At 67.6% G+C, this 26,242-nt stretch carries 26 protein-coding genes and 1 tRNA gene; 7 read left to right on the top strand and 20 right to left on the bottom strand.

Annotation, left to right across the window (positions count from 1 at the left end; all coding sequences use genetic code 11):
• Positions 1-63: 63 nt before the first annotated feature.
• The 3 genes from ACFWTE_RS13325 to nth all read right to left on the bottom strand — a co-directional run bounded on the left by ACFWTE_RS13325 (position 64) and on the right by nth (position 3,095).
• The gene (locus tag ACFWTE_RS13325; protein ID WP_378779624.1) at positions 64-1,242 is read right to left on the bottom strand and encodes a MarP family serine protease; all 1,179 of its coding nucleotides are present in this window, start codon (positions 1,240-1,242) and stop codon (positions 64-66) included.
• 21 nt (positions 1,243-1,263) lie between these two features.
• Complete coding sequence (locus tag ACFWTE_RS13320) at positions 1,264-1,917, bottom strand: NUDIX hydrolase (protein ID WP_378779604.1); 654 nt, start codon at positions 1,915-1,917, stop codon at positions 1,264-1,266.
• A 425-nt stretch (positions 1,918-2,342) separates the two neighbouring features.
• Entirely contained in the window at positions 2,343-3,095 is a 753-nt protein-coding gene (gene nth / locus ACFWTE_RS13315; protein ID WP_378779603.1) for an endonuclease III, read from the bottom strand.
• A 303-nt stretch (positions 3,096-3,398) separates the two neighbouring features.
• Between nth and ACFWTE_RS13310 the strand changes: the two genes are divergently transcribed.
• Complete coding sequence (locus ACFWTE_RS13310) at positions 3,399-4,073, top strand: Crp/Fnr family transcriptional regulator (protein WP_330157995.1); 675 nt, start codon at positions 3,399-3,401, stop codon at positions 4,071-4,073.
• A gap of 267 nt (positions 4,074-4,340) precedes the next feature.
• Here the strand turns inward: ACFWTE_RS13310 and ACFWTE_RS13305 are convergent, their stop codons facing one another.
• The 4 genes from ACFWTE_RS13305 to ACFWTE_RS13290 form a co-directional block, all read right to left on the bottom strand.
• Positions 4,341-5,147 (bottom strand): MBL fold metallo-hydrolase, encoded by an 807-nt coding sequence (locus ACFWTE_RS13305; RefSeq protein WP_378779602.1) that lies wholly within the window; start codon positions 5,145-5,147, stop codon positions 4,341-4,343.
• Positions 5,148-5,255: 108 nt separating this feature from the next.
• Positions 5,256-6,116, bottom strand: a complete 861-nt coding sequence (locus tag ACFWTE_RS13300; protein ID WP_378779601.1) for an NUDIX hydrolase — start codon at positions 6,114-6,116, stop codon at positions 5,256-5,258.
• A 78-nt stretch (positions 6,117-6,194) separates the two neighbouring features.
• A complete protein-coding gene (locus tag ACFWTE_RS13295) occupies positions 6,195-6,656 on the bottom strand; it encodes a RidA family protein (protein WP_378779600.1) in 462 nt (153 codons plus the stop codon).
• On the bottom strand, positions 6,656-6,829 hold the full coding sequence (locus tag ACFWTE_RS13290; protein ID WP_267947456.1) for a DUF4177 domain-containing protein: 174 nt from the start codon (positions 6,827-6,829) through the stop codon (positions 6,656-6,658). Before ACFWTE_RS13290 ends, ACFWTE_RS13295 begins: the two co-directional genes overlap by 1 nt.
• Before the next feature lie 144 nt (positions 6,830-6,973).
• Between ACFWTE_RS13290 and ACFWTE_RS13285 the strand changes: the two genes are divergently transcribed.
• Together ACFWTE_RS13285 and ACFWTE_RS13280 are read left to right on the top strand one after the other, a co-directional pair.
• The gene (locus ACFWTE_RS13285; RefSeq protein ID WP_378779599.1) at positions 6,974-8,020 is read left to right on the top strand and encodes an ArsA-related P-loop ATPase; all 1,047 of its coding nucleotides are present in this window, start codon (positions 6,974-6,976) and stop codon (positions 8,018-8,020) included.
• The gene (locus tag ACFWTE_RS13280) at positions 8,017-9,201 is read left to right on the top strand and encodes an ArsA family ATPase (RefSeq protein ID WP_378779598.1); all 1,185 of its coding nucleotides are present in this window, start codon (positions 8,017-8,019) and stop codon (positions 9,199-9,201) included. Before ACFWTE_RS13285 ends, ACFWTE_RS13280 begins: the two co-directional genes overlap by 4 nt.
• A 174-nt stretch (positions 9,202-9,375) precedes the next feature.
• Here the strand turns inward: ACFWTE_RS13280 and ACFWTE_RS13275 are convergent, their stop codons facing one another.
• Positions 9,376-9,705 carry a WhiB family transcriptional regulator gene (locus tag ACFWTE_RS13275; RefSeq protein WP_378779597.1) on the bottom strand — a complete coding sequence of 110 codons (330 nt, stop codon included), beginning with the start codon at positions 9,703-9,705 and terminating at the stop codon, positions 9,376-9,378.
• 452 nt (positions 9,706-10,157) lie between these two features.
• Between ACFWTE_RS13275 and ACFWTE_RS13270 the strand changes: the two genes are divergently transcribed.
• Positions 10,158-12,542: a penicillin-binding protein gene (locus ACFWTE_RS13270; protein WP_378779623.1), complete on the top strand. Its 2,385-nt coding sequence runs from the start codon at positions 10,158-10,160 to the stop codon at positions 12,540-12,542.
• Positions 12,543-12,670: 128 nt separating this feature from the next.
• On the opposite strand, the gene ACFWTE_RS13265 is transcribed toward ACFWTE_RS13270, so the two are convergent.
• Entirely contained in the window at positions 12,671-13,126 is a 456-nt protein-coding gene (locus ACFWTE_RS13265) for a GatB/YqeY domain-containing protein (protein WP_378779596.1), read from the bottom strand.
• Positions 13,127-13,225: 99 nt separating this feature from the next.
• Here ACFWTE_RS13265 and ACFWTE_RS13260 point away from each other — a divergent pair, with 99 nt between their 5' ends.
• Together ACFWTE_RS13260 and ACFWTE_RS13255 are read left to right on the top strand one after the other, a co-directional pair.
• Positions 13,226-14,146 (top strand): metallophosphoesterase, encoded by a 921-nt coding sequence (locus ACFWTE_RS13260; protein WP_378779595.1) that lies wholly within the window; start codon positions 13,226-13,228, stop codon positions 14,144-14,146.
• 82 nt (positions 14,147-14,228) lie between these two features.
• Positions 14,229-14,302 (top strand) — tRNA-Pro (locus ACFWTE_RS13255).
• Positions 14,303-14,418: 116 nt separating this feature from the next.
• Here ACFWTE_RS13255 and ACFWTE_RS13250 read toward each other — a convergent pair.
• The 10 genes from ACFWTE_RS13250 to ACFWTE_RS13205 all read right to left on the bottom strand — a co-directional run bounded on the left by ACFWTE_RS13250 (position 14,419) and on the right by ACFWTE_RS13205 (position 23,086).
• A complete protein-coding gene (locus ACFWTE_RS13250; RefSeq protein WP_378779594.1) occupies positions 14,419-15,618 on the bottom strand; it encodes a tyrosine-type recombinase/integrase in 1,200 nt (399 codons plus the stop codon).
• A 27-nt stretch (positions 15,619-15,645) separates the two neighbouring features.
• A complete protein-coding gene (locus ACFWTE_RS13245; protein ID WP_179824540.1) occupies positions 15,646-15,855 on the bottom strand; it encodes an AlpA family transcriptional regulator in 210 nt (69 codons plus the stop codon).
• Complete coding sequence (locus ACFWTE_RS13240; RefSeq protein ID WP_378779593.1) at positions 15,852-17,537, bottom strand: replication initiator; 1,686 nt, start codon at positions 17,535-17,537, stop codon at positions 15,852-15,854. Before ACFWTE_RS13240 ends, ACFWTE_RS13245 begins: the two co-directional genes overlap by 4 nt.
• Before the next feature lie 232 nt (positions 17,538-17,769).
• On the bottom strand, positions 17,770-19,185 hold the full coding sequence (locus ACFWTE_RS13235; protein ID WP_378779592.1) for an FtsK/SpoIIIE domain-containing protein: 1,416 nt from the start codon (positions 19,183-19,185) through the stop codon (positions 17,770-17,772).
• The gene (locus ACFWTE_RS13230) at positions 19,185-19,436 is read right to left on the bottom strand and encodes a hypothetical protein (RefSeq protein WP_378779591.1); all 252 of its coding nucleotides are present in this window, start codon (positions 19,434-19,436) and stop codon (positions 19,185-19,187) included. The genes ACFWTE_RS13235 and ACFWTE_RS13230 overlap by 1 nt, the downstream gene beginning before the upstream one ends.
• 104 nt (positions 19,437-19,540) lie before the next feature.
• The gene (locus ACFWTE_RS13225; protein ID WP_378779590.1) at positions 19,541-19,948 is read right to left on the bottom strand and encodes a plasmid replication, integration and excision activator; all 408 of its coding nucleotides are present in this window, start codon (positions 19,946-19,948) and stop codon (positions 19,541-19,543) included.
• Between the two features lie 113 nt (positions 19,949-20,061).
• The gene (locus tag ACFWTE_RS13220; RefSeq protein WP_378779589.1) at positions 20,062-20,802 is read right to left on the bottom strand and encodes a GntR family transcriptional regulator; all 741 of its coding nucleotides are present in this window, start codon (positions 20,800-20,802) and stop codon (positions 20,062-20,064) included.
• A gap of 211 nt (positions 20,803-21,013) precedes the next feature.
• The gene (locus ACFWTE_RS13215) at positions 21,014-21,445 is read right to left on the bottom strand and encodes a hypothetical protein (RefSeq protein WP_378779588.1); all 432 of its coding nucleotides are present in this window, start codon (positions 21,443-21,445) and stop codon (positions 21,014-21,016) included.
• Positions 21,442-21,798 carry a hypothetical protein gene (locus ACFWTE_RS13210; RefSeq protein ID WP_378779587.1) on the bottom strand — a complete coding sequence of 119 codons (357 nt, stop codon included), beginning with the start codon at positions 21,796-21,798 and terminating at the stop codon, positions 21,442-21,444. The genes ACFWTE_RS13215 and ACFWTE_RS13210 overlap by 4 nt, the downstream gene beginning before the upstream one ends.
• 508 nt (positions 21,799-22,306) lie before the next feature.
• Entirely contained in the window at positions 22,307-23,086 is a 780-nt protein-coding gene (locus ACFWTE_RS13205; protein ID WP_378779586.1) for a GntR family transcriptional regulator, read from the bottom strand.
• Between the two features lie 30 nt (positions 23,087-23,116).
• Between ACFWTE_RS13205 and ACFWTE_RS13200 the strand changes: the two genes are divergently transcribed.
• Positions 23,117-23,587 carry an NUDIX hydrolase gene (locus ACFWTE_RS13200; RefSeq protein ID WP_378779585.1) on the top strand — a complete coding sequence of 157 codons (471 nt, stop codon included), beginning with the start codon at positions 23,117-23,119 and terminating at the stop codon, positions 23,585-23,587.
• Between the two features lie 44 nt (positions 23,588-23,631).
• Here ACFWTE_RS13200 and ACFWTE_RS13195 read toward each other — a convergent pair whose 3' ends face one another.
• Positions 23,632-25,836, bottom strand: a complete 2,205-nt coding sequence (locus ACFWTE_RS13195) for a hypothetical protein (protein WP_378779584.1) — start codon at positions 25,834-25,836, stop codon at positions 23,632-23,634.
• Positions 25,837-26,242 lie beyond the last annotated feature (406 nt).

Raw genomic sequence — 26,242 nt, 5'->3', positions numbered from 1 at the left:
CCGCGGCGAGGCCCTCCCCGGCAGCGCCCGGGGCGCCGGGTCCCGGCCCCACCCAGGCGAGGGTCAGTCGCAGGTCTGGGAGGAGACCTCCTCCGTGGTCTCCAGACCCTCCGCGGTGTTCTCCGCGATCTCGTCCGCGGTGAGCACGTAGCCCGTCTCCGGCTCGTTGGTGGCCGCGGCGAACACGACCCCGTAGACGGTTCCGTCCGGGGCGAGGAGCGGCCCGCCGGAGTTGCCGGGACGCACCACCGCGCGCACCTGGTAGATCTCCCGGCTCACCTGCTGCGAGTGGTAGAAGTCGGGCCCCTGCGCCGTCTGACGGGCCCGTACGCGCGCGGGGACGGCCGTGAAGCCGCTGTTGCGCGGGAACCCGGCCACCACCGCGTCGCCGCCCTGCGGGGCCTCGTGGGTGAACTCCAGCGGCTCCAGGTCCAGGCCCGGGACGTGCAGGACCGCCAGGTCCTGCTGCGCGTCGAAGAGCACCAGGGTGGCGTCCAGCTGGTAGCCGTCCCGGGTGACGACCCGCAGTTCGTCGGTGACCCCGGCGACCACGTGCGCGTTGGTCATGATCCGGTCCTCGGCGAAGGCGAAGCCGGTCCCCTCCACCCGCCGCTGGCAGGACGGGGCGGTCCCCAACACCTTGACCACGCTGCGGCTCGACTCGATCAGCTCCGGGGTGGTGAGCACGTCCGGGTCCGGCGGCTCCACCTCGGCCAGCTCACCGGTGCCGAGACCGCTGAACACCTGCGGGAACGCGCTCTGGTCCACGATCTTGCGGAACGTGGAGAAGCCGTTGTGGGCGGACTCGGGCATGAGCGTGTCCACCGCTTGGAGGATGCGCGACTCCTTGACCTGGCCCGCCACGAACGGCAGCGCCGAGTTCGCGACCGTGCTGCCGATGAACCAGGCGACGAGCAGCACCGAGAGCCCGCTGACCACGGCGCCGCCCACCGCGTCCACGACCCGGGCGGAGTCCCACGTGACCCTGTTGCGGACGAGGGTGCCCAGGTAGGAGCAGAGGAACTGGCCGAGCGCGGCGGACAGGAACACCACGGCGATGGCCAGGAGCGCCTGCCGCCCGGGGTCCTCCACCCACGTCTGGATGAGGTCCGGGGCGGCCAGGGCAGCGAGCACGCCCCCGCCGATGAAACCCGCGAAACTGAAGACACCGACGATGAATCCCTGCCGGTAGCCGGTCACCGCGAACAGCAGCAACAGGACGATCAGGACCGCGTCGAGCACAATGCCCTCCAAGAGTCAGCGCTACCCGACCGGCCGCAGGCCCTGGGGGGTGGCTTCGAACACGTCGGTGAGACCCTCGTCGTGCCAGGGAAGTTCCCAGCCGCCCAAGGCGAGGAGGCTGTCGATGACGGCACCGGTGAAACCCCACACGAGCATGCCGTCGACCCGGAAACCGGGCCCCCATCGGACCCCGCCCCCGTAGCGCACCATGACCCGGTTGGCAGGGTCGGCGAGGTCGGCGACCGGCACCCGGGAGACGGCTGCGACCTCGCCGAGGTCGGTGGGACGCACCTCGGAGGGCTCTCGCCACCAGCCGAGGACGGGGGCCACTCTGAAGTCGCTGAAGCTCAGGTACAGCTCCGGGAGCCGTCCGACGACGTCGACGCCACCGGGGACGACCCCCGTCTCCTCCTCCGCCTCCCGCAGGGCCGCGGCCTCGACGGAGGCATCCGTCGGCTCGATCCGGCCGCCGGGGAAGGCCGGCTGGCCGGCGTGGCGGCGCAGACCGGCGTTGCGCTGGATGAGGAGCAGGTCGGGCCCCTTGTTTCCGACGCCGAAGAGGATGAGGACGGCCGACTCGCGTCCGCCGTTCGCCGGCGGCCGCATGGGTCCGGGCACGGGCATCGTCTTGGCGGCGTCCGCGAGCGAGGCCAGCCAGAGCGGGGTCGAGTTCATACGTGGAGCCTGTTCCGGGGGTTGTCGCGCCGGTGGTGGACCGGTGCTGCCGCTGGCGCGGGGCGCACCGGGATGTTCCGGGGTGTTCCTGGAGTGGCCGGGTTCGTGCTGTCCACCCCGCACTCGTGGGTCGTCATGTGGTGGGACCATATCCAGCGGTCCCGCCCGGGAGTCCCCGCGCCGGGTTCCCGGCCGTTCCCGTCCCGGCCCTCCGGAGGCGGTGGGGTCCGTACGAGCACCCTCCGACCGTCGGACGGCCCCCGGCTGCGCGGCGGGGGCCGGGAGACGGGTCCGCGGAGGCGTCCGCGCGGGCGGGGCGGCCGTCTCGGGACACCGGTGTCAACGATCACACCATCAGAGTACAAAGCGCGGCCGGCGCTCCCCGCCGGTCGCCGCCCCCGGACCGCCCACCGCGGCGGGCAGGATCAGGCGAAGGAGCGCATCCGCAGCAGCCCTGCGGCCGTGGCCGGGTCCGTCGGCCCCTCGCCAAAGGAGGGGCACCAGCGGGCCAGTCCGCACGCGCCGCAGGCGGGCTTGCGGGCGTGGCAGACCCGGCGACCGTGCCAGACCACCCGGTGGGACAGCATCGTCCAGTCCTTCGACGGGAACAGTTCACCCACCGCGTGCTCCACCTTCACCGGGTCCTCCTCGTCGGTCCACCCGAAACGGCGGACCAGCCGCCCGAAATGGGTGTCCACGGTGATCCCCGGCACATCGAAGGCATTACCAAGCAGTACATTTGCGGTTTTTCGCCCCACACCGGGTAGTTTGACCAGGTCGGAGAGGTTCCCTGGAACCTCTCCGCCATGCTGTTCGCACAGCGCCTGACCGAGTCCGATGAGACTGTTCGTCTTCGCACGGAAGAAGCCGAGCGGACGGATGACCTCCTCCATCTCCTCGCGCCGGGCCGCGGCATAGGCCTCGGCGTCGGGGTAGCGGTCGAAGAGCACCGGAGTGACCTGGTTGACCCGCTTGTCCGTGCACTGCGCGGACAGGATGGTCGCGACCAGCAGTTCCAACGGGGTCGTGAAGTTCAGTTCGCAGTGGGCGTCCGGGTGAAGCTCGACGAGCTCCCGGTACATCCTGCGCGCGCGGCGGACCAGCGCGAGCCGGCTCTCACCGGTGGGGGTGTGGGTCTGCTCGGACGCGGATGGCGCGTGTGGCTTGTCACGGGGCATCGTCACAGGGTAGGCGTCCCGACAGGGCGCACCTCCGTGTTCACCGTAGGTTCGACATGCTCCCGGGAGCCGGCCGTCGTTTCGGCCGATGACCGGAATTATGTAACCAATGTCCGGTGGCGCGGCGCGGACAGCCCTTGATACAGGCTGATTACGACTAAGATCGCATGGACTGACGTCGGCGGTTGCGGGCGCGTTGCCTCCCGGCGGGCAAGCCGAGGCAAGGATCGGGTGTTACACCCGGATGCGATATACGTCACACTGTTGACGGTCAGGTTCTGAGGAGGACGTGTGGTGGACGAGATCAACGAGGTGCTGCGGAAGGCCCCTCTGTTCGAGGCGCTCGACGAGGAGGACACGGCCGCGCTCCGCTCTTCGGTGGGCGAGGTACGCCTGGGCCGTGGACAGACCCTGTTCAGCGAGGGTGACGAGGGCGACCGCCTTTACGTGATACTCAGCGGGAAGGTCAAGCTGACCCGCACGGCAGTGGACGGCCGCGAGAACCTGCTCGGGGTGCTCGGCCCCAGCGAGATGTTCGGCGAGCTGTCGCTGTTCGACCCGCGCCCGCGGACCGCGAGCGCCGTCGCCGTGACCGACTCGGTTCTCGCCGGGCTGGGCCACGACGACCTGCGCCCGTTCCTTTCGAGCCGCCCGCACGTCTCGCTCCAGCTGCTCAAGGCGCTGGCGGCCAGGCTGCGGCGGACCAACGACGTGATGGCGGACCTCGTCTTCACTGACGTGCCCGGCCGTGTGGCCAAGGCTCTGCTGGAGCTCGCCGACAAGTTCGGCAAGGAGGGCGAGGACGGCCTGCACGTCCACCACGACCTCACCCAGGAGGAGCTCGCCCAGCTGGTCGGAGCTTCGCGCGAGACGGTCAACAAGGCCCTCGCCGAGTTCGCGCTGCGCGGTTGGCTGCGTATCGAGGCCAAGGCCGTCGTGCTGCTGGACGTCGAGCGGATGCGCCGCCGCGCCCGCTAGCCCTCCCGTACGCTTCGGCAGACACCGCTGTGTGGCCGCTCTCCCCCTCGGGGTGGGCGGCCACAGCCCTGTCCGGGGTCGGCGCCCCTCCCGCCGCCGACGGAGCCCTGGGAGCCGATCGCGCCGTCGACCGCACGCGGGCCGGCTCCACGGAGGACGGCGAGCACCACGGCGTCGTCCTCCACGCGGCGGCGACCTCGCCGGGGCGGGGGCCGGGTTCGCGGCCACGGTCCGATGCGGAGCTCCGGAAACCCGGCGTGCCCCGGCCTACTCCTCGATCCCGGCGGGGAGCTCCCCGCGCGAGGCCAGGTAGCGCAGCTGGGCGCGCACCGACGACGCCGCGGCGAACCGGATCTGCTCGTCGACCTCGGGGTAGACGCGGTCCACGACCTCGTCGACCTGGGTCGCGCCGGTGTTCACGGCGTCCAGGACCTGCGCCAGGCGGGACTCGCGGTGGGTGATGTAGGTGTCCAGCGTCTCAGCGGGCGAGGTGAGGATCGGGCCGTGTCCGGGCAGGAGGGTGCGCACGCCGCGCTCCCGCACGATGTCCCGCAACCTGTACAGCGAATCCATGTAGGCGCCGAGGCCGTCGTCGCCGTCGATCACGGTCGTGCCGTGGCCGAGGATCGTGTCCCCGGTCAGGATCGCGTTGTCGGAGCCCACCAGCAGGCACACGGAGTCGTCGGTGTGGCCGGGGGTGGCGACGACCGTCACCACCAGGCCGTCGGCCTCCAGTGTGTCGCCGTCGGACAGCCCGCGGCCGCCGACCCGCACCTGCGGGTCGACCGCGTGCACGGGGGCACCGGTCAGCTCCGCGAAGTAGCGGGCTCCCTCCGAGTGGTCGGGGTGCCGGTGGGTGACCACCGTCATCTGGACCTGCGCCCCCTGCTCCTGCACGGTCCGCGCCACCCGCTCCAGGTGGCGCTCGTCGTGGGGGCCGGGGTCCACGACCACGACCCCGCGGGCACCGGGCTCACGCAGAATCCAGGTGTTGGTCCCCTCCAACGTCATCGGGCCAGGGTTGGGGCACAGCACACAACTGGCGCGCAGCGTCCCGGAACCGTCGATCCTCATCGCACCTCGCTTCGATCGCCGAAACCGGACCGGCCTGGAGCCCGGTCGGAAGGGCACGCCCCGAGACCTCTCCGCGGCCACGCGATCCACACCGTGACGTGAGGACCCTCACGGGGCCGCACCGGGCTTCGGGAGGGGGTAGTCCACCCCGTCGGGGGCGACGACGCGGACCTGACCGTTGACTTCGCGAACATCCGGTTCAAAGGGGACGATATCCCGCCGCGCCTTCCGCACACCGTCCAGGGTCCGGCAGGCGGCGAGTTCGGCGCACGTGACCACCGTGGGCGGCAGCATGGGCATACGGCCCGCCTCCCACTCCGCGGCCACCAGGGACGGGTCGGTCCAGGCCGTGAGGTCGGCCTCCCCGCCCACGTCGCGCGAGGTCTGCCCCGGCGGAAGCTCCGCGGCGAAGAACCAGGTGTCGTAGCGGCGCGGCTGGGCCCGGGGGGTGATCCAGCGCGACCACGCCCGCAGCCACTCCGACCGGAGCACCAGCCCGCGCCCGGAGAGCACCTCGGTGAAGGAGCGTGAGCGGTCGATCAGCCCCAACCGGTCCCGCTCCCAGTCCTCTGACGTCGTGTCGAGGGTGATGGCCCGCTCACCGGCGCGCTCCGGCTCACTGGCCAGCAGCACACCGGTCTCCTCGAAGGTCTCACGGACCGCGGCGCACACCAGCGCACGCGCCTCGCGCACGTCGGTACCGAGCGTTCGCGCCCACTCCTCCGGGGCCGGGCCGGTCCAGGGGATGCCTCCGTCCGCGTCCCGCTCGTCCACTCCGCCACCGGGGAAGACGTACGCGCCCGGGGCGAAGCCCATGGAACGGACCCGGCGCATCAGCAGGACCTCCACGGGTCCGCCCCCGCGGTCGGCCGCCACCCGGCCGCCGGCGGCCGTGCCGCCCGGCGCCGGGCGCAGCAGCATCACCGTGGCGGCCGGCCTGGGCCGGGCGGTACCGTCCTGCTCTGGCATCGACGCACTCTCCTGGGTCTGGGGGCCGGAGACCGCGCCACGACCCGGCGCGACCGCCCCGGCCTCACGGACAACCGCTCAGCGGACCTCGACGATCATGTCGACCTCGACCGGGGAGTCGAGCGGCAGCGCCGCCACGCCGACCGCCGCACGCGCGTGCACGCCCGCCTCGCCGAACACCTGGGCGAGCAGGTCGCTGGCACCGTTGACCACACCGGGCTGGCCGGTGAACTCGGGGGTGCAGGCCACGAAGCCGCCCACCTTGACCACCCTGACCACCTCAGAGAGCTCGCCGACCTCGGCGCGCACCGCCGCGATGGCGTTCAGCGCGCACAGCGCGGCCAGCTCCTGGGCGGTCTCCGCGGTGACCTCCGCACCGACCTTGCCCGTGGCGGGCAGCTTGCCGTCCACGAACGGCAGCTGGCCGGACACGTACACGTGGTCGCCGCTGCGCACCGTCGGGGTGTACGACGCCACCGGCGCCGCCACCTCGGGCAGGGTCAGCCCCAGCTCGGCGATCCGCTCCTCGGGGGTGGCCATCAGAGCTGGCGCTTCATGTACGCGACGTACTGCTGGTTGCGCGGGTCGGTGCCCTCCGGCAGCGGAGCGGGCACGACGGAGACGAGCTCCCACCCGTCGGAACCCCAGTTGTCGAGGATCTGCTTGGTGGCGTGCGACAGCAGCGCCACCGTCTGGTACTCCCACTTGCTCATGCGTCCTACCCCTATCGGTCACCGGCGGCCCGCCACCGAGGCGGGGCGCCGCACGTCAACGCCGCCACACTACTCACCCGCGCTCCCCTGCGCCCACAGGGACGCCGCCCTCCCGCGGCCGGACACCCGCATAGACTCCCTGGGGTGAGTGATCGTGAGGACGGACCACAGCATCCGGGGGATGCGTGCGCGGGAGCGCGACTGCACATCGTCACCGGGAAGGGCGGAACGGGCAAGACCACGATCGCCGCGGCGCTGGCCCGGGCTCTGGCCGCCGACGGGGGGCGCGTACTCCTGGTGGAGGTCGAGGGGCGCCAGGGCGTCGCGACCCTCCTCGACAGCCCGCCGCTCCCCTACGAGGAGCGCGAGATGCTCTCCGCGCCCGGCGGCGGACGGGTGTTCGTCCTGGCGGCCGACGCGGAGGCCGCGCTCCTGGAGTACCTGGAGATGTTCTACGGGATGCGGCGGGCCGGGCAGGCGCTGACCCGGCTCGGCGCCGTGGACTTCGCCACCACCATCGCCCCCGGGCTGCGCGACGTCCTGCTCACCGGCAAGGCGACCGAAGCGGTGCGGCGGCGCCACGGGGGGCGCCGCAGGCCTTCCGACGCCCCTCCGACCGCGCCCTTCCACTACGACGCCGTGGTGATGGACGCACCGCCGACCGGTCGGATCTCCCAGTTCCTCAACGTGAACTCCGAGGTGGCCGGGCTCGCCCGGGTGGGGCCGATCCGCAACCACGCCGACAAGGTCATGGAGGTCATCCGTTCCGACCGGACACGGGTGCACTTCGTGACGCTCCTGGAGGAGATGCCCGCCCAGGAGACGCGGGACGGGATCGCGGAGATCTCCGCGCTGGAGCTCAGGACGGGCATGGTGCTGGTGAACATGGTGCGCCCCCCGTTCCTCGGCGACGCGGCCCTGAACGCCGCAGCCGACGGCGGCCTGGACCTCGACGAACTCGCCGCAGGGCTGAAGGAGGCACAGGTGGAACAACCACGGGAGCTCGCGGAGTCACTCGCCGGCGAGGTGCGCGGGCACGCGCTGCGGGTCCGGTTGGAGCGCAGGGTGCGCTCGGACCTGGAGGAGCTGGGCCGCCCCCTCGTGGAGCTGCCCCTCCTGACGGGCGGGGTGGATTCGGCCGCCCTGGACGAACTCACGCGACAGCTGGTCCAACAGGGGGTGCGCCGGTGAACCCGGCCGCGGAGGGCGCCGACCGCCCGGGGGGCGAGGGCCGGGGCGCTCGGGTGCTCGACGCCGACGCGCTCCTGGACGACCCCTCGACACGGATCATCGTGTGCTGCGGTGCGGGCGGGGTCGGCAAGACCACCACCGCCGCCGCACTGGGGCTGCGCGCCGCCGAGCGCGGGCGCCACTCCGTCGTGATCACCGTGGACCCGGCGCGGCGTCTGGCCCAGTCCATGGGGCTGGACGAGCTGGACAACACCCCGCGCCCCGTCCCCCTGGCCGAGGGTGCCCGGGGCAGCATGCACGCGATGATGCTCGACATGAAGCGGACCTTCGACGAGGTCGTGGAGGAGCACGCGGACCCGGAGCGTGCCCGGCAGATCCTCGCCAACCCCTTCTACCAGACCCTCTCCACCAGCTTCTCCGGCACGCAGGAGTACATGGCCATGGAGAAACTGGGACAGCTGAGGCAGTCGGGGGACTGGGACCTGATCGTGGTGGACACCCCGCCCAGCCGGTCCGCGCTGGACTTCCTCGACGCGCCCAAGCGGCTGGGGCGGTTCCTGGACGGCAAGCTCATCCGGTTTCTGAGCGCCCCGGCCAGCACCGGCGCGTTCCGCCTCCTGGGGGCCGGGTTCAACCTGGTGACCTCGACGATCGGCAGGATCGTGGGAAAGCAGTTCCTGGACGACCTGCGGTCGTTCGTGTCCGCCTTCGACACGGTGTTCGGCGGGTTCCAAAAACGCGCGGAGCGCACCTACCGGCTGCTCCGGACGCCGGGGACGGCGTTCGTGGTGGTGGCCGTCCCCGAGACGGACGCGATGCGCGAGGCCTCCTACTTCGTGGAACGGCTGGCCGCCGACGCCATGCCTCTGGCCGGTGTGGTGGTCAATCGCACCCACCCGCTGCCCGAGGGTGCGGGTTCGACCCTGGGCGAGGAGGACGCCGTGGCCGCAGCCGCGTCGCTGGAGGCGTCCGCCACCCACCCGCTGGCGTCCGCCGCGCTGCGGCTGCACGTCGAGCGGATCCGGACGCGGAGGCGAGAGGTCCGGCTGCGGGACGCGTTGCGGTCCACGCACCCGGCGGTGCGCCTGAGCGAGGTGGCCGCCCTTCCGGAGGACGTGCACGACCTGACGGGGCTGCGGGGGATCGGGGAGGCGCTCGCCGCCGCGGCCCGGGGTCGCTAGGAAGCGTTCCCCAGAAGGTTCCCGGGGCGGCGAGCGGCCGTCCGGGCCGTCTCTCCCACGACGGTGTGGGGTGTCCGGCCCCGGTGGTGCCCGACGAGCGCGGAGGGGCAGCGGGAGGAAACCCGGTGGACGTGAGCCCGGGGGAGGCAGAGGACACGATCTGGGCCCGGACGGTCAGACCGAGGGGTTGCCGACTTCCGTGCCGAGGATGTCCGCGTACTGGGAGAGATCCCCCGCGCCGTCCCTGCGGGCCTCCTCCAGCAGCGGTCCCCAACTGGGGACGCCGGGGTGCTTGCGCAGCAGCGAACGCCGCTCGCGTTCGGTCATGCCGCCCCAGACACCGAACTCCACACGGTTGTCGAGGGCGTCGGCCAGGCACTCGGTGCGCACCGGGCACTCCTGACAGATGAGTTTGGCCCGGTGCTGCGCCGCTCCCTGGACGAACAGAGCGTCCGGGTCGACCTCTCGGCAACGCGCCATCGTCGTCCACTGGTTGGTCCACATGTGGCCTACTCCCCTGTGTGCGCACCCGATTCGTACGTCAGCGGGGTTCCCGGGGTCCCAGACACTCACGTGCTCTGGTTGGGTGGGAAGAACACGGTACGCTCCCGCTGCCGCGTGGGGTGCGGTGGTTCCACACCGACCCCTGCTGTCTAGAAATTACGGACCTCGGCGCCGCGCCAACAGAACCCACTCGACCCACTTTCCATCTCACTGAAGATGGCCCGCTCGGGCCATTGCGTAAGGACGCGGTAGCGCTCCGCGTCGGATGGTCGGATCCCCCAGTGCGTCGAACCGCACAACGAGTGGTCTGCGATAGCCGTGAAAAGATGGCACGGGGACACCGCTCGCGCGACAAGCGGGGGCGTCTCAGCGCGTTCGCGCACAATACGGTCCAGATCGCACCACAGTGCGCGTCCGTGGTCACTTAATCTGATGGGGTGGGTCAGGGGACATTGCTACAAAGAATCAGCCAACTGGTCGTCGTAGGCGTCATCGCGGGCCTCCTCGTGGCCGCGCTCGCCCTCCCTGCCGTCGGTGGTCTGGGCATCACCGCGCGCAACGTCGCCAGCGGCTTCCTGGACATGCCCAGCAACCTGGAAACTCCGCCGCCCCCTCAGCGGTCCACGATCTATGACAGCGAGGGCGGCGTCATCGCGGAGATCTTCGACCAGAACCGGGAGCTCGTCGACATCGACGACATCTCACCGCTCATGGTCGACGCGATCCTCGCCATCGAGGACGCAAGCTTCTACGAACACGGCGGCCTGGACGTGTCCGGCACCCTGCGCGCCGCGATGCGCACCATGGGCGGCAACACCGAGGGCGCGTCCTCCATCACACAGCAGTACGTCAAGAACGTGCAGATCGAGGCGGCCACCTCCCAGGAGGAGCTCGACCACGCGCGTGAGGAGTCCATCGCCCGCAAGATCCGGGAGCTGCGCTACGCCGTGGCCCTGGAGCAGAGGATGTCCAAGGACGACATCCTCGAGGGCTATCTGAACATCGCCTACTTCAGCGACGGCGCGTACGGCGTCGAGTCCGCGGCGCAGCACTTCTTCCAGGTGCCCGCCAGCGACCTCGAACTCCACCAGGCCGCGACCATCGCGGGCCTGGTCCGCTACCCCTACCTGTACAACCCCCGGTTCTTCCCCGAACAGACCATCGAGCGCCGCAACGTGGTCCTCGACCGGATGGTGGTGACCGAGGCCATCACCGAGGCGGAGGCCGAGGAGGCCAAGACCGAGGACATGGATCTGGACCTGGACACCCCGCCCAACGGATGCGTGCCCAGCGACCAGCCGTTCTTCTGCGACTACGTCGTCCAGGAGATCGAACAGGACGAGAGCTTCGGCCCCAACGAGACCGAGCGGGCGCGCTGGCTGCGCACCGCGGGCCTGGAGATCCACACCACACTGGACCCGCAGACCCAGGAGGCCGGACAGGCCGCCGTCGACAAGTGGGTCCCCCGCGAGAACGAGTCCCGCAAGGTGGCCGCCGAGGTGGTCATCCAGCCGGGTACCGGGCAGATCCTCGGCATGGTCCAGAGCCGCAACTACGGTCCGGACGAGAGCAAGCTCGGCGAGACGTCGATCAACTTCGCCACCGACGCGGACCGGGGCGGCAGCAGCGGCTTCCAGGCCGGGTCGACGTTCAAGGCGATCACCCTGGCAGCGGCGCTGGACGAGGGGCTCCCCTTCAGCACCTCGTTCAACTCACCGACCAGCGTGTCGGTGTCCGGCCAGCGCAGCTGCAACGGCGGCACCCTGGCCACGTGGTCACCGAGCAACTCCGGTGAGACCAAATCCAACACCACGCACAACATGGTGTCCGGGACCAAGGCGTCGTCCAACACCTACTTCGCGCAACTCCAGAAGCAGACGGGCATCTGCGACGTGATGGAGATGGCCGAGACGCTCGGGCTCCAGCGCGCCGACGGAAGCAAGTTCACGGAGAACGAGAACTCGCTCGCCAACAGCAGCTTCACGCTGGGCAGTGATGAGGTCTCCCCGCTGCGTGTGTCCAACGCGTACGCGACCTTCGCCTCCGGCGGGATGTACTGCGAGCCGCAGGCCATCACCCAGATCGAGGACCGCCAGTCGGGCACGACGATCGACATCGAGCCGGAGTGCTCGCGGGCGATCGACGAGGACGTCGCGGACGGGGTGGCCTACCTGCTGTCGCAGACCTTCAACGGCGGCACGGCCAGCTCGCTGGGCATCGGCCGCCCGACGGCGGGCAAGACCGGCACCACCGACGGTTTCGCGGCGGCCTGGTTCGCCGGGTTCACCCCGCAGATGGCCAGCGCCGTCTTCGTCGGCGACCCGCGCGGCCCGCAGCAGCACCCGCTGCGCAACGTCACCATCGGCGACCGGCACTTCGGCGCGGTGTTCGGGGCGACGATCCCCGGCCCCATCTGGCAGGAGACCATGCGGGGCGCCCACGAGGGTGTCGAGGTCGAGCAGCTGCCGTCGGCTCCGGGCAGGTTCGGGTCGACCTCCGGGCCCCGGGCGCCGGCGGACTCCGAGGACGAGGACGCCAGCCCCGCCAGCGACAACGGCGGTGTGCCCAACGTGGTCGGCCAGCCGGAGGGGGACGCGGTGTCCGCCCTGGAGGCGGCGGGCTACTCGGTGAACGTGTCCCAGACCCGCGTACGGTCCGGCGAGTCCGAGGGCACGGTAGCCGCGGTCAACCCCGACCCGGGCACGCGGCTGCCGGAAGGGGCAACGGTCAACGTGTTCCTGAGCAGCGGCGGCGGTACAGCCAGCGGTGCGGACCAGGGGGACGACTGGTTCCCCGCCGGACCCGCGCACCTGCCTCCGGGCAGGGACGAGGGCTGAACCCGGGACTGACGGGCGGAACGGCCTGAGGGGGCGGCGGTGGAGACACCGCCGCCCCCTCTCGCGTTGCGGGGCGGTCCTCCCGCGCCGGGCGCCGCGGTGCGGCGCCCGTCAAGCGGTGCACCGGATCAGCCGGCGAGTCGACGCTTCACCTCGGCCGCCACGCGGGAGCCCTCGGCCCGGCCGGCGATCTTCGGGTTGAGGACCTTCATGACCTGGCCCATCGCACGGGGGTTGTCCGCACCGGTCTCGGCGACGGCGTCCGCGACCAGCGCGGCCAGCTCGTCGTCCGTCAGCTGGCGGGGCAGGTACTCGGAGATGACCCCGCTCTCGACACGCTCGGCCTCGGCCTGTTCGGGCCGGTCGCCCTTGTCGAACGCCTCGGCCGCCTCCCGGCGCTTCTTCGCCTCGCGGGTGAGCAGCTTGATGATCTCGTCATCGCCGAGGGAGCGCTGGGAGGAACCTGCGGCCTCCTCGGTGGAGATGGCCGCCAGGACCATGCGGAGGGTGCCGGTGCGCACCTTGTCACGCGCCTTCATGGCGGTGGTCAGGTCGTTCTTGAGGCGGTCTTTGAGTTCGGACATGGACCGATCCTACGGCGGTATCCGGCAGGGCCACCAACGGTTTGCGCGGGGGACCCTCCCGGGTCTGCGACGATCGGTTCGACAACGAAGGAGGGCCGGATGGGCGCCGACAACAGACAACTCCTGCGCCGCGTGGGGCGCGCGGCCGCGATCACGGGTGCGGTGGGGGTCGCGGGCTTGACCTACGCCTCGGTGATCGAGCGCAACTGGTTCCGACTGCGCCGCTACGAGCTGCCCCTGCTCGCCCCGGGGAGCCCGCGCCTGCGCGTCCTGCACCTGTCCGACGCGCACCTGACGCCGGGCCGGAAGATGCTCATCGACTGGATCCGGGGACTGGACGCCTACGAGCCGGACCTGGTCGTCAACACGGGGGACTCGCTGGCGCACCCGGACGCGGTGGGGCCGTTCATCGACGCGCTGGGGCCGCTGCTCGACCGCCCGGGGGCGTTCGTGTACGGGTCCAACGACCTCTTCTCCCCCCAGCTGAAGAACCCGGCCCGCTACCTCTGGCGGACCAGCAAGACCGACTACAACAAGCGCCGCGTACCGGACCTGCCCTGGCGCGAGCTCGGCGCGGCCATGTCCGCGTCCGGTTGGCTGGACCTGAACAACCGCAAGGGCGCGTTGAAGGCCGGGGACCTCGACGTCGCGCTGGCCGGGGTGCACGACTCGCACATCAAGCTCGACCGCTACGAGAAGGTCGCCGGGCCGGCCGACCCGGCGGCGCACCTGCGCCTGGGCGTGCTCCACTCGCCCGAGCCGTCCAACCTGGACCGGTTCGCGGCCGACGGCTACCAGCTGCTCCTTGCCGGGCACACCCACGGCGGCCAGCTGTGCCTGCCGTTCTACGGGACGCTCGTCACCAACTGCGGGATCGACCGGCGTCGGGCGTGGGGCCTGCACGAGTACGGGGACGCGTGGCTGCACGTGTCCGGGGGCCTGGGCACCTCGCCGTACGCCCCGGTGCGGTTCTGCTGCCGTCCGGAGGCCTCGCTGCTGGACATCGTGGCCGGCCCCTGAGCCTCCGGCGGCCCCGTACTCCGCCCGACCACAACCCGTTCGCGAGCACTCCGGACGTCCGCTAGACTTGGGCACGTTGCTTCGGGGTGTAGCGCAGCTTGGCAGCGCGCTTCGTTCGGGACGAAGAGGTCGTGGGTTCAAATCCCGCCACCCCGACAAAGGAACGGGTGTCCACGCAGGTGGGCACCCGTTCTTCTTTTTGTGGGCATGGAGCCCTCAGAGCCGCAGTGCACATTCATTGCACATGGCGAGGGTCGGGGCCGGTCGGTTGATCAGGCCGCGAGCACCCGCAGCCGAGCGGCGTCCATGGCCTCGGCCACCTCGTCCAGTCGGTCGGGGAACAGGTGCCCGTACCGGTCCAGGGTCATCGTGGCAGTGGCGTGCCCGAGCATCGCCTGTACGACTTTGACGTCCGCGCCGGCCGCGATGGCCAGTGACGCGGCGGTGTGCCGGAGCTTGTGCGGAGTCAGACCCATCCCGTCGAGCCCAGCGGCCGTGAGCGCTTTGCCGAACTCTCGGTTGCGCCAGTTGCGTAGCCGCACCTCGGTCCCCCGCTTGGTGGTGAACACCAGCGCCGAGTCCGGCCGCCCTTGCACGAGCGGAAGCAGCTCGGCGACGAGGGACCTGGGGATGGGCACGGTCCGACTCTTGCCCGTCTTTGGCGACTGTTCCACCAGCTTCCCTTCCACCTCGGCGAAGGCCGTCACGATCCGGATGCGCCGTGTCTCCAGATCCACCCTGGCGACCCGCAGCGCGGCGGCTTCGTTGAAGCGGAGTCCCGTATAGGCCAGGAGGAGGATGAGCGGCCGGTTGATGTTCGCGGCGGCGGCGATCTGCCCGTACTTGGTGCGCAGCGATCCGGCCGCGTCCGCCAGCGCCTCCACCTGGAGGTGATCGAGGTAGACGTGTTCGGCCTCACTCGGCTTCGGAAGCGGCACCCCGCGTGCGGGATTGGCGGGGAGGCGACGCGGCACACACCATTCCAGGACCATGGAGAGAACGCCGTAGGCGTGCCTTGTCTGCGAGGCACCCAGATTGGCCCCGCCCTCGTCCCGCGGCTTCTGGAGTTCAGCCACCCACACGGCGACGTCTTCCGAGTACACCGCCGAGATCGGAAGCTCTCCCCAGCGAGGCAACACGTGCGCGTCCAGGAGACCCCGGTACTTCCACCAGGTCGAACGCTTGATGTCCGTGCGCGTGCTCAGCCACTTCTCAGCCATCTCGGCCACGGTGACCTTGGCGTCGTGGGGGTTGCGGTAGGAGCCTTCATGAAGGCTGTTCTCGATCTCGGTCTGCTTCTTCTCCGCGTCCGGCTTCTTCTTGAACGTGCCCCCGCTCTTGATCTTGCCGGAGGGATCGTAATAACGGACCATCCAGCGCGCGGGAGGAGTTCGCTTGGTCGCCTTGGCCTTCTTCACCGCCTCCACGTATGCCTTGTCCTTGGTGCGGTCGTAGACCCACGCACGAGCCATGGGGAGTCTTCCTCTCGGGGGTTGGGGTTACTGGGATCGGACCCAGGCATGGACCTCAGCGGGCACGTAGCGGACGTAGCGGCCGACCCGGTAGGAGGGAGGGCCGTCGCCCTTGTAGCGCCATTCGTAGAGGGTTTTCGGGGGAACGCGGAGATAGGCGGCGGCATCCTTGACCGACCACAGGACGTCGGCCCGACGCTGTTCGGGGACGTCCACACGGGCCGTCGCTGCACTCATGCCACCCTCGTCTCTGGAGTTGCCGAAAGATCCGTCTGCCGAGCCGCGTCGAGCTGTGCACGGCGTTTGAGCGCTTCGCCCACGGCACGGAGTAGGCGTTGTTCGCGGGGAGCGACGTCGGGGTCTGTGGGGCGTGCCAGCTCCCAGGCGAAGGAGCCGCTAGCCACGGAGAGCAGCGGAGGACGGGGGTTGTCCTCGTCGCCCTGGCCGTCGTCGGTGGGGTCGATGCCCAGGGCATCCAGGACCCAGGCCAGCCGGTCCGCCTTGTGATCAGCGAGAGTCTTGCCCGACCACTTCCGGGAGACGAGTACCCGGCGGCCCGCGTAGCCCAGGTGTTCGCGCCTGTGTGCCTTGGACCGGCAGAACCCGGGGCGCATCCCGGCTTTGGCGTTTTCGGGTTGGATTCCGTAGCGGAGCCAGTTCGCGCAGCGAGGCGAGCAGGGTTCGAAGCGAAGCGCGTCCAGGAGGCGGTCCACGTGCTGTTCCTGTCGGACGGTTTCGGCGGCGTGGCACTCGGCGATGTCCTTCGTCAGGTACTTGGCCAGGTACCGGACGCACCGGTCAGCGTCAGCCGAGCCCGCGACCACTCCTTTGGCATCGACTTGTCGACCGAACCGGACCACGTGATGGGGTTCCGCTTCGGGATCGGCGTCGAGTGCATCCAACGCCTCATCCCAGGTGGGCAGGACTTCGCCTGTCGACGGGTCGACAAAGACACCTGTCGCCTCATCCCACTCGGGAAGCCGGTCACCCTCGAAGACCACACGATCAGCGCTCGGCCACCACACCTGGTGATACGTCGCCGCCGCGATCTGACGCAGCTCCGCCCGAGGAATCGTCCCCCTCGTGGCCATGTGCAGATGCGGGGCCAGACGCCGTTGCGGTTCCACGGCCGCGAAGTACTGCACATCGAACCCGGCCACCCGTCGCAGGTTCTGCACGAACCGATCGACCAGCTTGGAGAAGTGCAGCGCGTCCCGAGCCGCACGACGGTAGTCGTACGTCGCAAAGTCCACCGGGGTTCCGTCCGAGCGCACCCGCCCGTAGGAGTCCAGGGTGAGCGTGATGAACAGCGAGGGCCGGAACACCTTCCCCGAGGCCGGATCGGTGAACGCCCGACCGACCGTCTTCCTGGTCATCGGCCGCTTGGGAAGGTCCGGGACGTCCTGCCGGCGCTTGGTCGAGCGCACCCGACGCGACCCCGACGAGGAGGTATCGGCCGAGCGGGTGACCGACCCCCGCAGCCCGGATGCCGTGATCTCCTCGTCCAGATCAGCGATCACCACATCCAGCCGCGCCAGATCCTCAGCCGATGCCGCCCCAGCAGAGGCGAGGCGATCCCGTTCGGCCGTGACAGTCGCCCTCTGTTCCACCCACCCGCGCTGTTCTTCGGAGGGCGGATCAGGCTTCACCACGGGTTCCTCAGCCAGGTGCCAGCCCTCTTCACACTGAGTCCGCCTCAGCGACCTCTTCCGCTTCGCACAGGCAGGGCACCGGGACTCCAGCGTGGACCCGCACGGGACGTCGATCACCTCGGTGGCACCGGTCGCGATGTCCATGCGTCGAAGGGACACCGGCCGAATGCACACCCCGTGGTCGGCGGCGACCTGTTCGGCGACCTCACGGGCCAGGGGTTGCGCCAGCCGTTCGGCCCGTGTCGACTTACCGGTGAGCGTCGGCATCAGCCCACCCCCGAAGGAGCCCCATGGCCCCACGCGAGCAGTACACCCGAGCCGAACTGAGACGACTCGTTCCAGGCTGGTACGCCCTTGTGGCACTCGGAGCGGTCATCGTTGGCGCGACCGTGGTCGTCAACGGTGGCACCTGGTACAGCGTCGTTCTGGGGGCCGCGACGGTGTTCGCCATCCTTGGGGTGCGATGGTGGCGAATGCACTCCGATGCCTCCACAACCCATCATCGCTCTCCCCCTGTCGAGCAGGATGGGTGAGCACTGACCATGGCGGTGATGTCGTCATCGGAGACGTAGGCGGCCCGGACCCGTACCGGGGCCGGTGAGCCCTCCACACGGACGTATCCCACCCCGGGCAAAGTGGGGTCGATCAGGTGGGCGTTCGCACCCCGGTCCCGGGCGCCCTCCCCGAGGATCATGTCGACCTGTGACGCCTCGTCCAGCCGAAGGGCGACCTTGTCCGGGAACAGGTTCCGAAGGTTCATGACCTCCTTGCGCGGATCCTGGAGCGCGGCCAAGACGGCGAAGCCGACCGAGCGGCCCTGTGAGGTCAGGGTGGCGATGGCGTTCTCCGCGCGACGCCGCACATCCCGGTCAGGGTGATAGGCGGTCAGAAACGCCACCTCGTCCAGGACCACCAGGACGAACGGGTCTTCCGTAGTAGAGGTGTGGGAGCGCTGCTTGCCCGCGTAGCGCCGGGCCCGGTCCTGCATCTGCGCCACGGCCAGTTCCAGCACCGCCACCGCGGATTCACCGTCATCGGCATAGTGCGCGAACAGGTCCCGCCCGTAGGCGAGTTCCATGCGCTTGGGGTCGACTGCCCACACCTGCGCGGTGTTGTCCGCGACGGCGGGGAGCATGGCCCGGATGGCGGACCAGATGACCGACCCCTTCCCGGACCCGGTCACCCCGGCGACCAGGACATGCGTGCCGTGCAGCCGCAGCCACCAGGGAGAGCCGTCTTCCCTCTGGCCCAGGTGGAGCGCTCCCAGTTCCGGGACGACGGGGACCGGAAGGGCATCGAGGGGTTCGGCCAGGGTGTCGCGCCGGGGGAACTCCAAGGTGATGTCCCTCGGCCCGTTCACGATCACCCGGCACGAGGGAGCGGCGAACCCGTGCGCCAGCTCGGCCACCCGCGTCTCGAAGTCTGCCGGGGACGTCCCGGCGACGAGGGAGACCCGGACACGGTCAGCCCAGGTGTCACAGGTGACGCGGCGAATCCGGGGCAGGTAGCGGCGTTCCTGGTAGGACTCGGCCAGCCCGGAGATCACCAGCACCGGTTGCCAGTGCCGCCGATACACGAACACGTGCCGCCACCAGGCCAACAAGCGCAGTGTGACCCAGGTTCGGTAGGAGTCGGGCGAGGTCCGCCACCACACCAGCGAGGCCACCGCAGCCGTCGCCCACAGTCCGGCCAGGCCGGGCCAGTCCAGCCACCACCAGGCGGCGAACGACACGGCCACGGTGGCGGCGAGGACCGGGAAGCGGAACGGCAGCGTGACCAGGAACCGCGTCAGCCTCCAGATCCACGAGCCCAGGACGACGATGCCCGGGGTTTCCACGATCGGGGTCGTCCACCGCACACCCTGAGCCGGGGTCGGCAGAGTCGGGGAGGTCTGAGGAGCGCCGATCTTCGCCATCACTGGTCACCGCCCATCGCGTCTTCGATCCGCGCCAGGATCCGGTCACGGTCGGCGCGGGCATGGGCAGCGGCCTTGGCCGCGTCCGGGTTGTGGTCCCGTTCCGCGAGCGTGCCGAACACACGCGCCTTGAAGTCGAAGAACTCGGCGCGCTCGGCATCCGTGGCGGGCCGGGAGTCGACCGCGTCCAGGAACAGCCGGACCAACTGCGGACCGGTCAGAGTGGACAGGTCAGTGGGGTAATCGGACATACTGAAGAGACCTCTTCACGAAGCTTTCGCAGGTAACGGGAGGGGTGGAAGGGGCGGCTAGGTGTTGGCGCACCAGGCCGCCCCGCTTACATGTCAGGAGGCGGTCACGCCGCTTCCTTGGCCGGGGCACGACGACCACCAGCAGCACCACCCGGTGCCTTCAGACCACGGGCCCGCAGCGAGTACGCGACCCGGGGGCGGCGGCCGTTGTCGTCGACGTAGGGCATGACCGCCATCGCCTCGAACTCGATCGGCCGGAACGGCAACCCCGGGACCTCGTCCGGCAGGGTCGGGCACACCTCGGCAGCGACCTTGACCTTCACCGACTTGGCCTTGCCCCGCGCTTCGGGATCGGCGTCGATCACGTCCACCGCCCACAAAGGCAGACCGGTCTCCTTGTCCATCTGCGGACGCTTGGTCTCGAAGTCCGTGATCGCCTCCACTCCCAGCGCGAAAGCACCGTGCGGGAACACCGTCCCGAAGCTCACCGGCAACGCACCCTGAATAGCCATCGACCAGCCTTCCACTTGATGATCACTCAACCACTTGTCCGGTCAAGTTGAGTTCAGGATAACCGGCCACACTTGATTGGACAAGTAGATAAGTGGCCAGTGTTTGCCCGCGGCTACCCCGCCGGGTAGGAGTCCTCCAGTTCGTGCAGGTCACCGGGAAGGACCACCTCGGCGACCGCGATCACTTTCTCTGAGGCGTCCAGTATCCGCGCGGTGATGCCGAGCACGGGAGTCCCCTCGTCCAGGCCCAAGCGCTCGGACTCCTCATCCGTGGCCAGCCGCGCACACAACCGTTCGGAGACCCGGGAAGGGCGCACCTGCTTGACCATCTGCACGTGTTCGTGTGCGCCGATGCTGATCGGCTGTTCGTCGCCCAGGTCGGTGCCGTCGGCGACGTCGAGGGGGAACCACAGGGTGACCAGCTCACTGGGTTGGCCGTCATCGAGGACCAGGCGTTGACGCCTGATCGCCGGGGAACCCTCGGGCACACCGACCGCCTCGGCCACGGCAGCGGGCACGGGAGTGCGGCCCGCCTTGAGAATGCGGTTGCTCTTGGCCTCCTCGGAGGCGTCGAAGGCACTGGCGCCGGCATGGGAGCGCTCGGAGGTCTGCTGCGGAACGCCCCGCACGAACGACCCGCGCCCGTGTTCGCGTTCGATCCACCCCTGCATGCTCAGGATCTGCAAGGCCCGCACCACCGTGGAGCGTCCGGCCCCGAACTCGCGCACCATCCGGGATTCGGAGGGAAGCATCTCCCCCACTGGGTACGTACCGTCTTCGATGCGCTCTTGGATCGCCCGCACGATCTGTACGTACTTGGGCGGAGCGAACTCCAGACTCGACATGTTGTCCACCTGGTGACTCTAGCACTCGTATGGTCGAGTAGCTTACTTGCGTGGTCTGGCCCTGTCAGCAGGTGGGGGCACATTTGAGCCCCGACCCGTGATCAAGGAGCACGGCGGGAAGCACGCCGCTCGGGCGCGCACATCACCGTGTGAAGAAGGACGAGGTCCGCGTGCCCTGGTCCCCGTGGTCTCGGAGAGACGGCAGGGCACGCGGGTGTCTTTAGAAGGGCCGCCAGTGCACGGCGCGTTCGACGGTGTAGACCCCCAGGTTGTCCACCGTCGCCCCACACACCGCCCGGCGTTCAGCCTCCACCAGAGCGGCGGCGACCAGGGTCACGTCATGCCGAGCCGCCTCGTCCGCCGAGGAGAGCACCGGGGGCACGATGCGCCGGACATGGTTGCACTCGGCCCCGTCGATCTCGTGACACAGCCCGACCACGTAGGTCATCAACAGCCGTCGCCGTGTGATGGGTTCGGGCAGCACGCACCGATGCCGCTGAATCAAAGACGTCCCGTCCGGCTGTCGGCACAAGGTCTCGTAGGTGATGGACTCCCAGTCCTCGAAGGCGACACGCACCCGCACACCCTGGGCACGAGCCCACTCCATCAGGGTTTCGCGGTCGATCACCGTGCCGCGTCCGTCACCCCTCATCGCCGCACCGCCCCCACGGCTATGGCCGTGCGCACCAGGTCACGCAACTCGGCCATGTCGTCCAAGGCAGGGGAGGAACGCGCGATCTGCACCAGCAGGTCGATCCCCCGCCGGTCTCGCTCGGCCCGCTGAGTCGAGCGACGACGCTCCACATGCGCATAGGGGCCACGCACCAGCGAGTAGGAACGGGGATCGGCACCGTCCATCACGATGGGTTCCGGAGCGGGCCACAGCTCCACTCGCGCGGGAGCAGGCACCCAAAACAGCGGAGGGTCGTTGCGGTGGTGCCTGCCTTGTCGGGTCGGTCGAATCAGATTCACCAGCGCCCGAATCAGGGCGATAAGGTCTCTCACGTCAGCCTGCTTCCATCAGGTTGGCCATGCCCCCGGACGCCTAGCCCGCGTCGCGGGGGTCTGCTGTCTATGAGGCGGAAGCACCGACGAGTCGGGAGCCACCCGACGCAGGAGTCCGCGCCCCTTTTCATCACGAGCCCGTTCCGCTCCCCCGGCATGCCGTGCAGGGAGCCATACGGACAGTGGGTTCACGTGCGGTGGAGGAGCGAACCACGACCAGCCGCCGAGAACGGATTGATTTCCACCCACGACCACGGCAGGACCTACACCGCTTCGGAGCGGATACGGCGACGAATTCCACGAAGCACGCTCCCGAGGGGACTGGGGCGGCGACACCCGCCGCGATGGCAGGGCACCGGTCACATCAACGAACCCAAGGCCCAACCTCTATATATGAGCTGAGCCCATTCACTCATGTATATGAGTGATGTAGATAAGAGTGACGCACTCCTGTACATGAGTCAACCCTCTGAGTCGAAGATGCGGCTCCGGGACGCCAGCCAGACCCTCAGTCCGTGGCCGGGATGCGGTAGTCGAGCACGAACTGATCAGCAGCCATGATGGTGTCGCACACCTCCACGACACGCCCCTCAGCGGTCACAGCGTTGCGGGTCAGGTGGATAACCGGAGAGCCAGGACTGAGCGCGAGCGCACTCGCCTCCTGCTTGGTCGCCAGACGCGCCCGCACGGTCTCGGTGTACTCCGCGAACTCGTGACCGTGCTCCTCCAAACGGGCGTAGATGCCACCACCGCCAGGGTTCTCCTCGAAGAGTTCGGGGATGTCCCGCGCCACGTCCCACGGCAAGTAGGACGTCGCTTCCTCGGTGGGTGTGCCGTCGCTGAAGTAGAGCCGACGCCGAGCAAGCACCTTGTCGCCCACGTTCACAGCCAAGCGCTCGGCGATCTCTCCCGGAGCGGACACAGGACCGATGGAGAGCACCTGAACCGTGGGCTTCACGCCCGCCTGTTCGGTCTCCGCGATGTAGGCCGCTTTGCCCGCACGACGGTGTGAGCGCCGGAACCGATCCGAGGACTTGCGTCTGACGGGAGGCCGGGACTTCACGAAGGAGCCCTTGCCCTGGTACGTATCCACCAGGCCCGACGTCCGCAACTGGGCTACCGCCTTGCGGACTGTGCCGGACGAGACGCCGTAGCGCTCCATCAGCGTCGTCTCGCTCGGGATCTCCTCAGCAGGAGCCAGGCGGCCGGCCCGGATCTGCTCTTCGATGTCGTCTGCGATCTGGAGATACCGGGGCTTCGCCGACTTCGCCCCTACAGTGCTCGCCATAGTCCTTCTGTTCCTCCTATGCTCCTGTACATGAGTAACAGCACCGGAGACAAGCCGTCAACGCCGCTGCACTCGGTGTCCGTGGCAGGTGCCGTCATACGCGAAGACGGACGCATGCTGGCGATCCAGCGCAGGGACAACGGCACCTGGGAACCACCGGGCGGCGTGCTGGAGTTGGACGAGACCCCCGAAGACGGCGTTGTCCGCGAGGTTCTGGAGGAGACTGGCGTCCACGTCGAGGTGGAACAGCTTACGGGTGTCTACAAGAACATGGCCCGCGGAATCGTCGCCCTCGTGTTCCGCTGCAAGCCGTCAGGAGGCGAGGAGAGCACCACGAGCGAGGCAACCTCCGTCGAGTGGCTCACACCCGACGAGGTCAAAAAGCAAATGCGCGAGGTCTACGCTGTTCGCCTTCTAGACGCTCTAGAGCCGAACATCCCTCATGTCCGCAGTCACGACGGCATAAGATTTAGTTCGCCGATCCATACACATGAGATGTAATAATTACGCCTCCACAAGTGAGACCAAGAAGAGGCCTTGCCAACTCACTCAAATTCTCGATCATATCTCTTGTCAAAATCGCTCTTCAACTCATCCGCCAAACGTGACATAACCGCAATCCTTCTTCCCTCAGTTAGATTTTCTGCGGCTTTGACCTTGCCCATCATTTCATGAAAAGCAGCCGCAGGCATTCTCTTTGAAAGCTGGACACCGAGGGGCCCAGGAAAGACGTTCTGCAAAGTCTCTCTTGCTTCGTCAGAGCTAGGAGAAAGCGTTAGAAAGTTGAGCAAAAAATCAGGACGCATTATATAACCAGCGCCCTTGTTTTTATTCTTCAGTTTTGCACTGTGCCTCAGAATACGAGATTCATTAGTAAGCCACCAAGTCCTATAACCGAACTCCGATACATAGGCCCCCTCTTTTTTTGCCTTACGCCGACCGTACACAGAGCAGGCAATTAGTGCATCATTTTCAGCAAGTACAGCGTCCTTACTGCTGGCCAGGTCATGCGACAGAGAGGCTACGTCGTCTGAATCAGCCAGCAAGAGCAGATCGTCTCTAGAGGAGTACTCCATCTTGAATTCGTATTGCAGATACGTGCGAAGTTCATCCTCACCCTGTGAAAAATGAATCAATTCATAGCTACAAAAGTTTTCAACGAATGATTGCCAGCTACTTGGGAAGCGTGACTTAGACTCACGCTCCAGTCGTCCGTAAAGATACGATCGGAGCATGATCTTAGGAACGTTCTCAGCAATATCTTTGCTTATTCGATGCTCGACATCTTGGATATGGTTCTTAAATTCAAAGTCTGTACCGCGAAGATTGTTGATCACTTCTTCCAGAACAGGCTCTGTAAGAACTAGCGTGGCACCGGATTCCGCCGCCGCCGAAAGAGTGTTACGTGCTATTCGATCTTCTGGCTCTAGGTACTCCTCACTCAGAGATCGCACTAGAACATCCGAGCCCACATAAAGACAAAATCCCGACGACATTTCTTGGAAATACTCAATTAGACGCGGTTCTGTGTTCAGAGTGAAGAGCAGCGAGTATGTCCGTGCCAGCCTACCCAAATAATCCCTCTCCGTCTCTGACGGACTGTAGACACACTGTTTCACTACGGCTACAGCAGCCCTCTTAACCCTGGAAGACCCCTCTCCACTTATACCCCTTTCAAAAATTGCATCATTTACGGCATCATAAGTTGATGGCATGTCCGAGCTCTGCTCGTTTGATATGAAATGAGAAAATTCTATCCCCTGGCGCTCGAAAAGGATCTGAAAGACTCGGAGTGCAATTCCACCGACAACTTCTGACTCTTCATTAGAAAGGATCACCCCAGAGTTAAGAGACCTATCGATAAGGCTTTTTTCTACATCTAGCCTCAGCTTCTCGTCTTCTGCGTTCTCGCTCTCCAGCATCTCCCTCGTCTCATAGGGAAGACAAAACTCGTCATCCTTTCTGTGCCAGCGCACCTTTCTTCCACCTGGGTTCTTTTTATCTGACATCTTCCTAAGTCTTTTTCGAATCCTTCCTTTCAGAATAGAATCAGCCGCCGGTATTTCTTGGCATATCTTGTCCTTGACCTGCTGAGCGGACATAAAAATGCCCTGATCCGGATCCGTTCCCTCTAGCGCCCAAAGTGCAAGGCTATCCGCGACTGAATTTATCATCGAGTCATTCCCAGTCCTCCTATCAAGCTCTTGCCTCAAAAACACATATATCGCCGGCGATTTTATGTTCGGACTAGCTGTTATTACCGGAGCCGAACCAACCCGCTTAAGGTAGTCCGTCAAGTGCGACAAATGCTGTTCATACGCTCCACGCGTAGCTGTTGATTTATTTATATTGGCAACCACGTAACCGCGGCCTCGTATCCTTATGTTCACTCCCAGTTCATCGCCTAGTTCATCCTCCTCCTTGTCTATATGCTTAATGTCCCTGGAAGTTACATAAGTTAGAGAGTGGACTTCTCTGCCAAATTCCCTTAACCGCTTTACAGTGCGACGGATTTTGGATCGATGGTCCTCCTGCACCGTGACTTGAAAGAAGTGATGAGCGCTGTTCTCTTTTTCGAATATTGATTCTCCTTCAAAGCCGTCAGCTCCACCATCCTTTACGCCACCAAGCGGCACGAATCGAGACCCAATGACATGAGGAAAAAAATCATTGACAAAAGACTCGAAGGCAAAGCCCTCGACACGGTCGAGAGCAATAGAAGCCAAATTTGTATCTATGTATCTACTCATCTTTTTCATCTCTTTTGCCGAGTTGGGCTGTATGGGATCAAGGCGACGGCGCAAGCGCCGTCACGGCGGCCCTCGGCCGCCGCTCGGGCTGCGGGCTGCCGCCCGGTCCCGAGCGCACGGCCGTAGGCCGCACGCACGCAGCATCTGTCGGACAGGCCCGTACGGCGAGCGGGGCCAGAGCTGCCCGACACGTCCATGGTGACTCAGAACACACACGCCCCACCAGGGCATTTGGTCCCAATGGTTGATGACGTCTTCGGTTCCCGGGGCACCCGATGGCGCGACACGGACTGTCTGGGGTGCCGGCCCCGGCGCCATCGGGCACCCCGGACCGAAGACGATGGTTGCCGAAGAATGGGGCTGAGGGAGCATGGTTCAGGCGTGCGGGACAGGCCAGCTCACCAGG

Origin of the sequence: Nocardiopsis sp. NPDC058631 (genome assembly GCF_042716955.1) — a bacterium.
Lineage (GTDB): Bacteria > Actinomycetota > Actinomycetes > Streptosporangiales > Streptosporangiaceae > Nocardiopsis.
The sequence above is the reverse complement of the archived record's forward strand: the minus strand, read 5'-3'. Positions and strand labels throughout refer to the sequence as shown.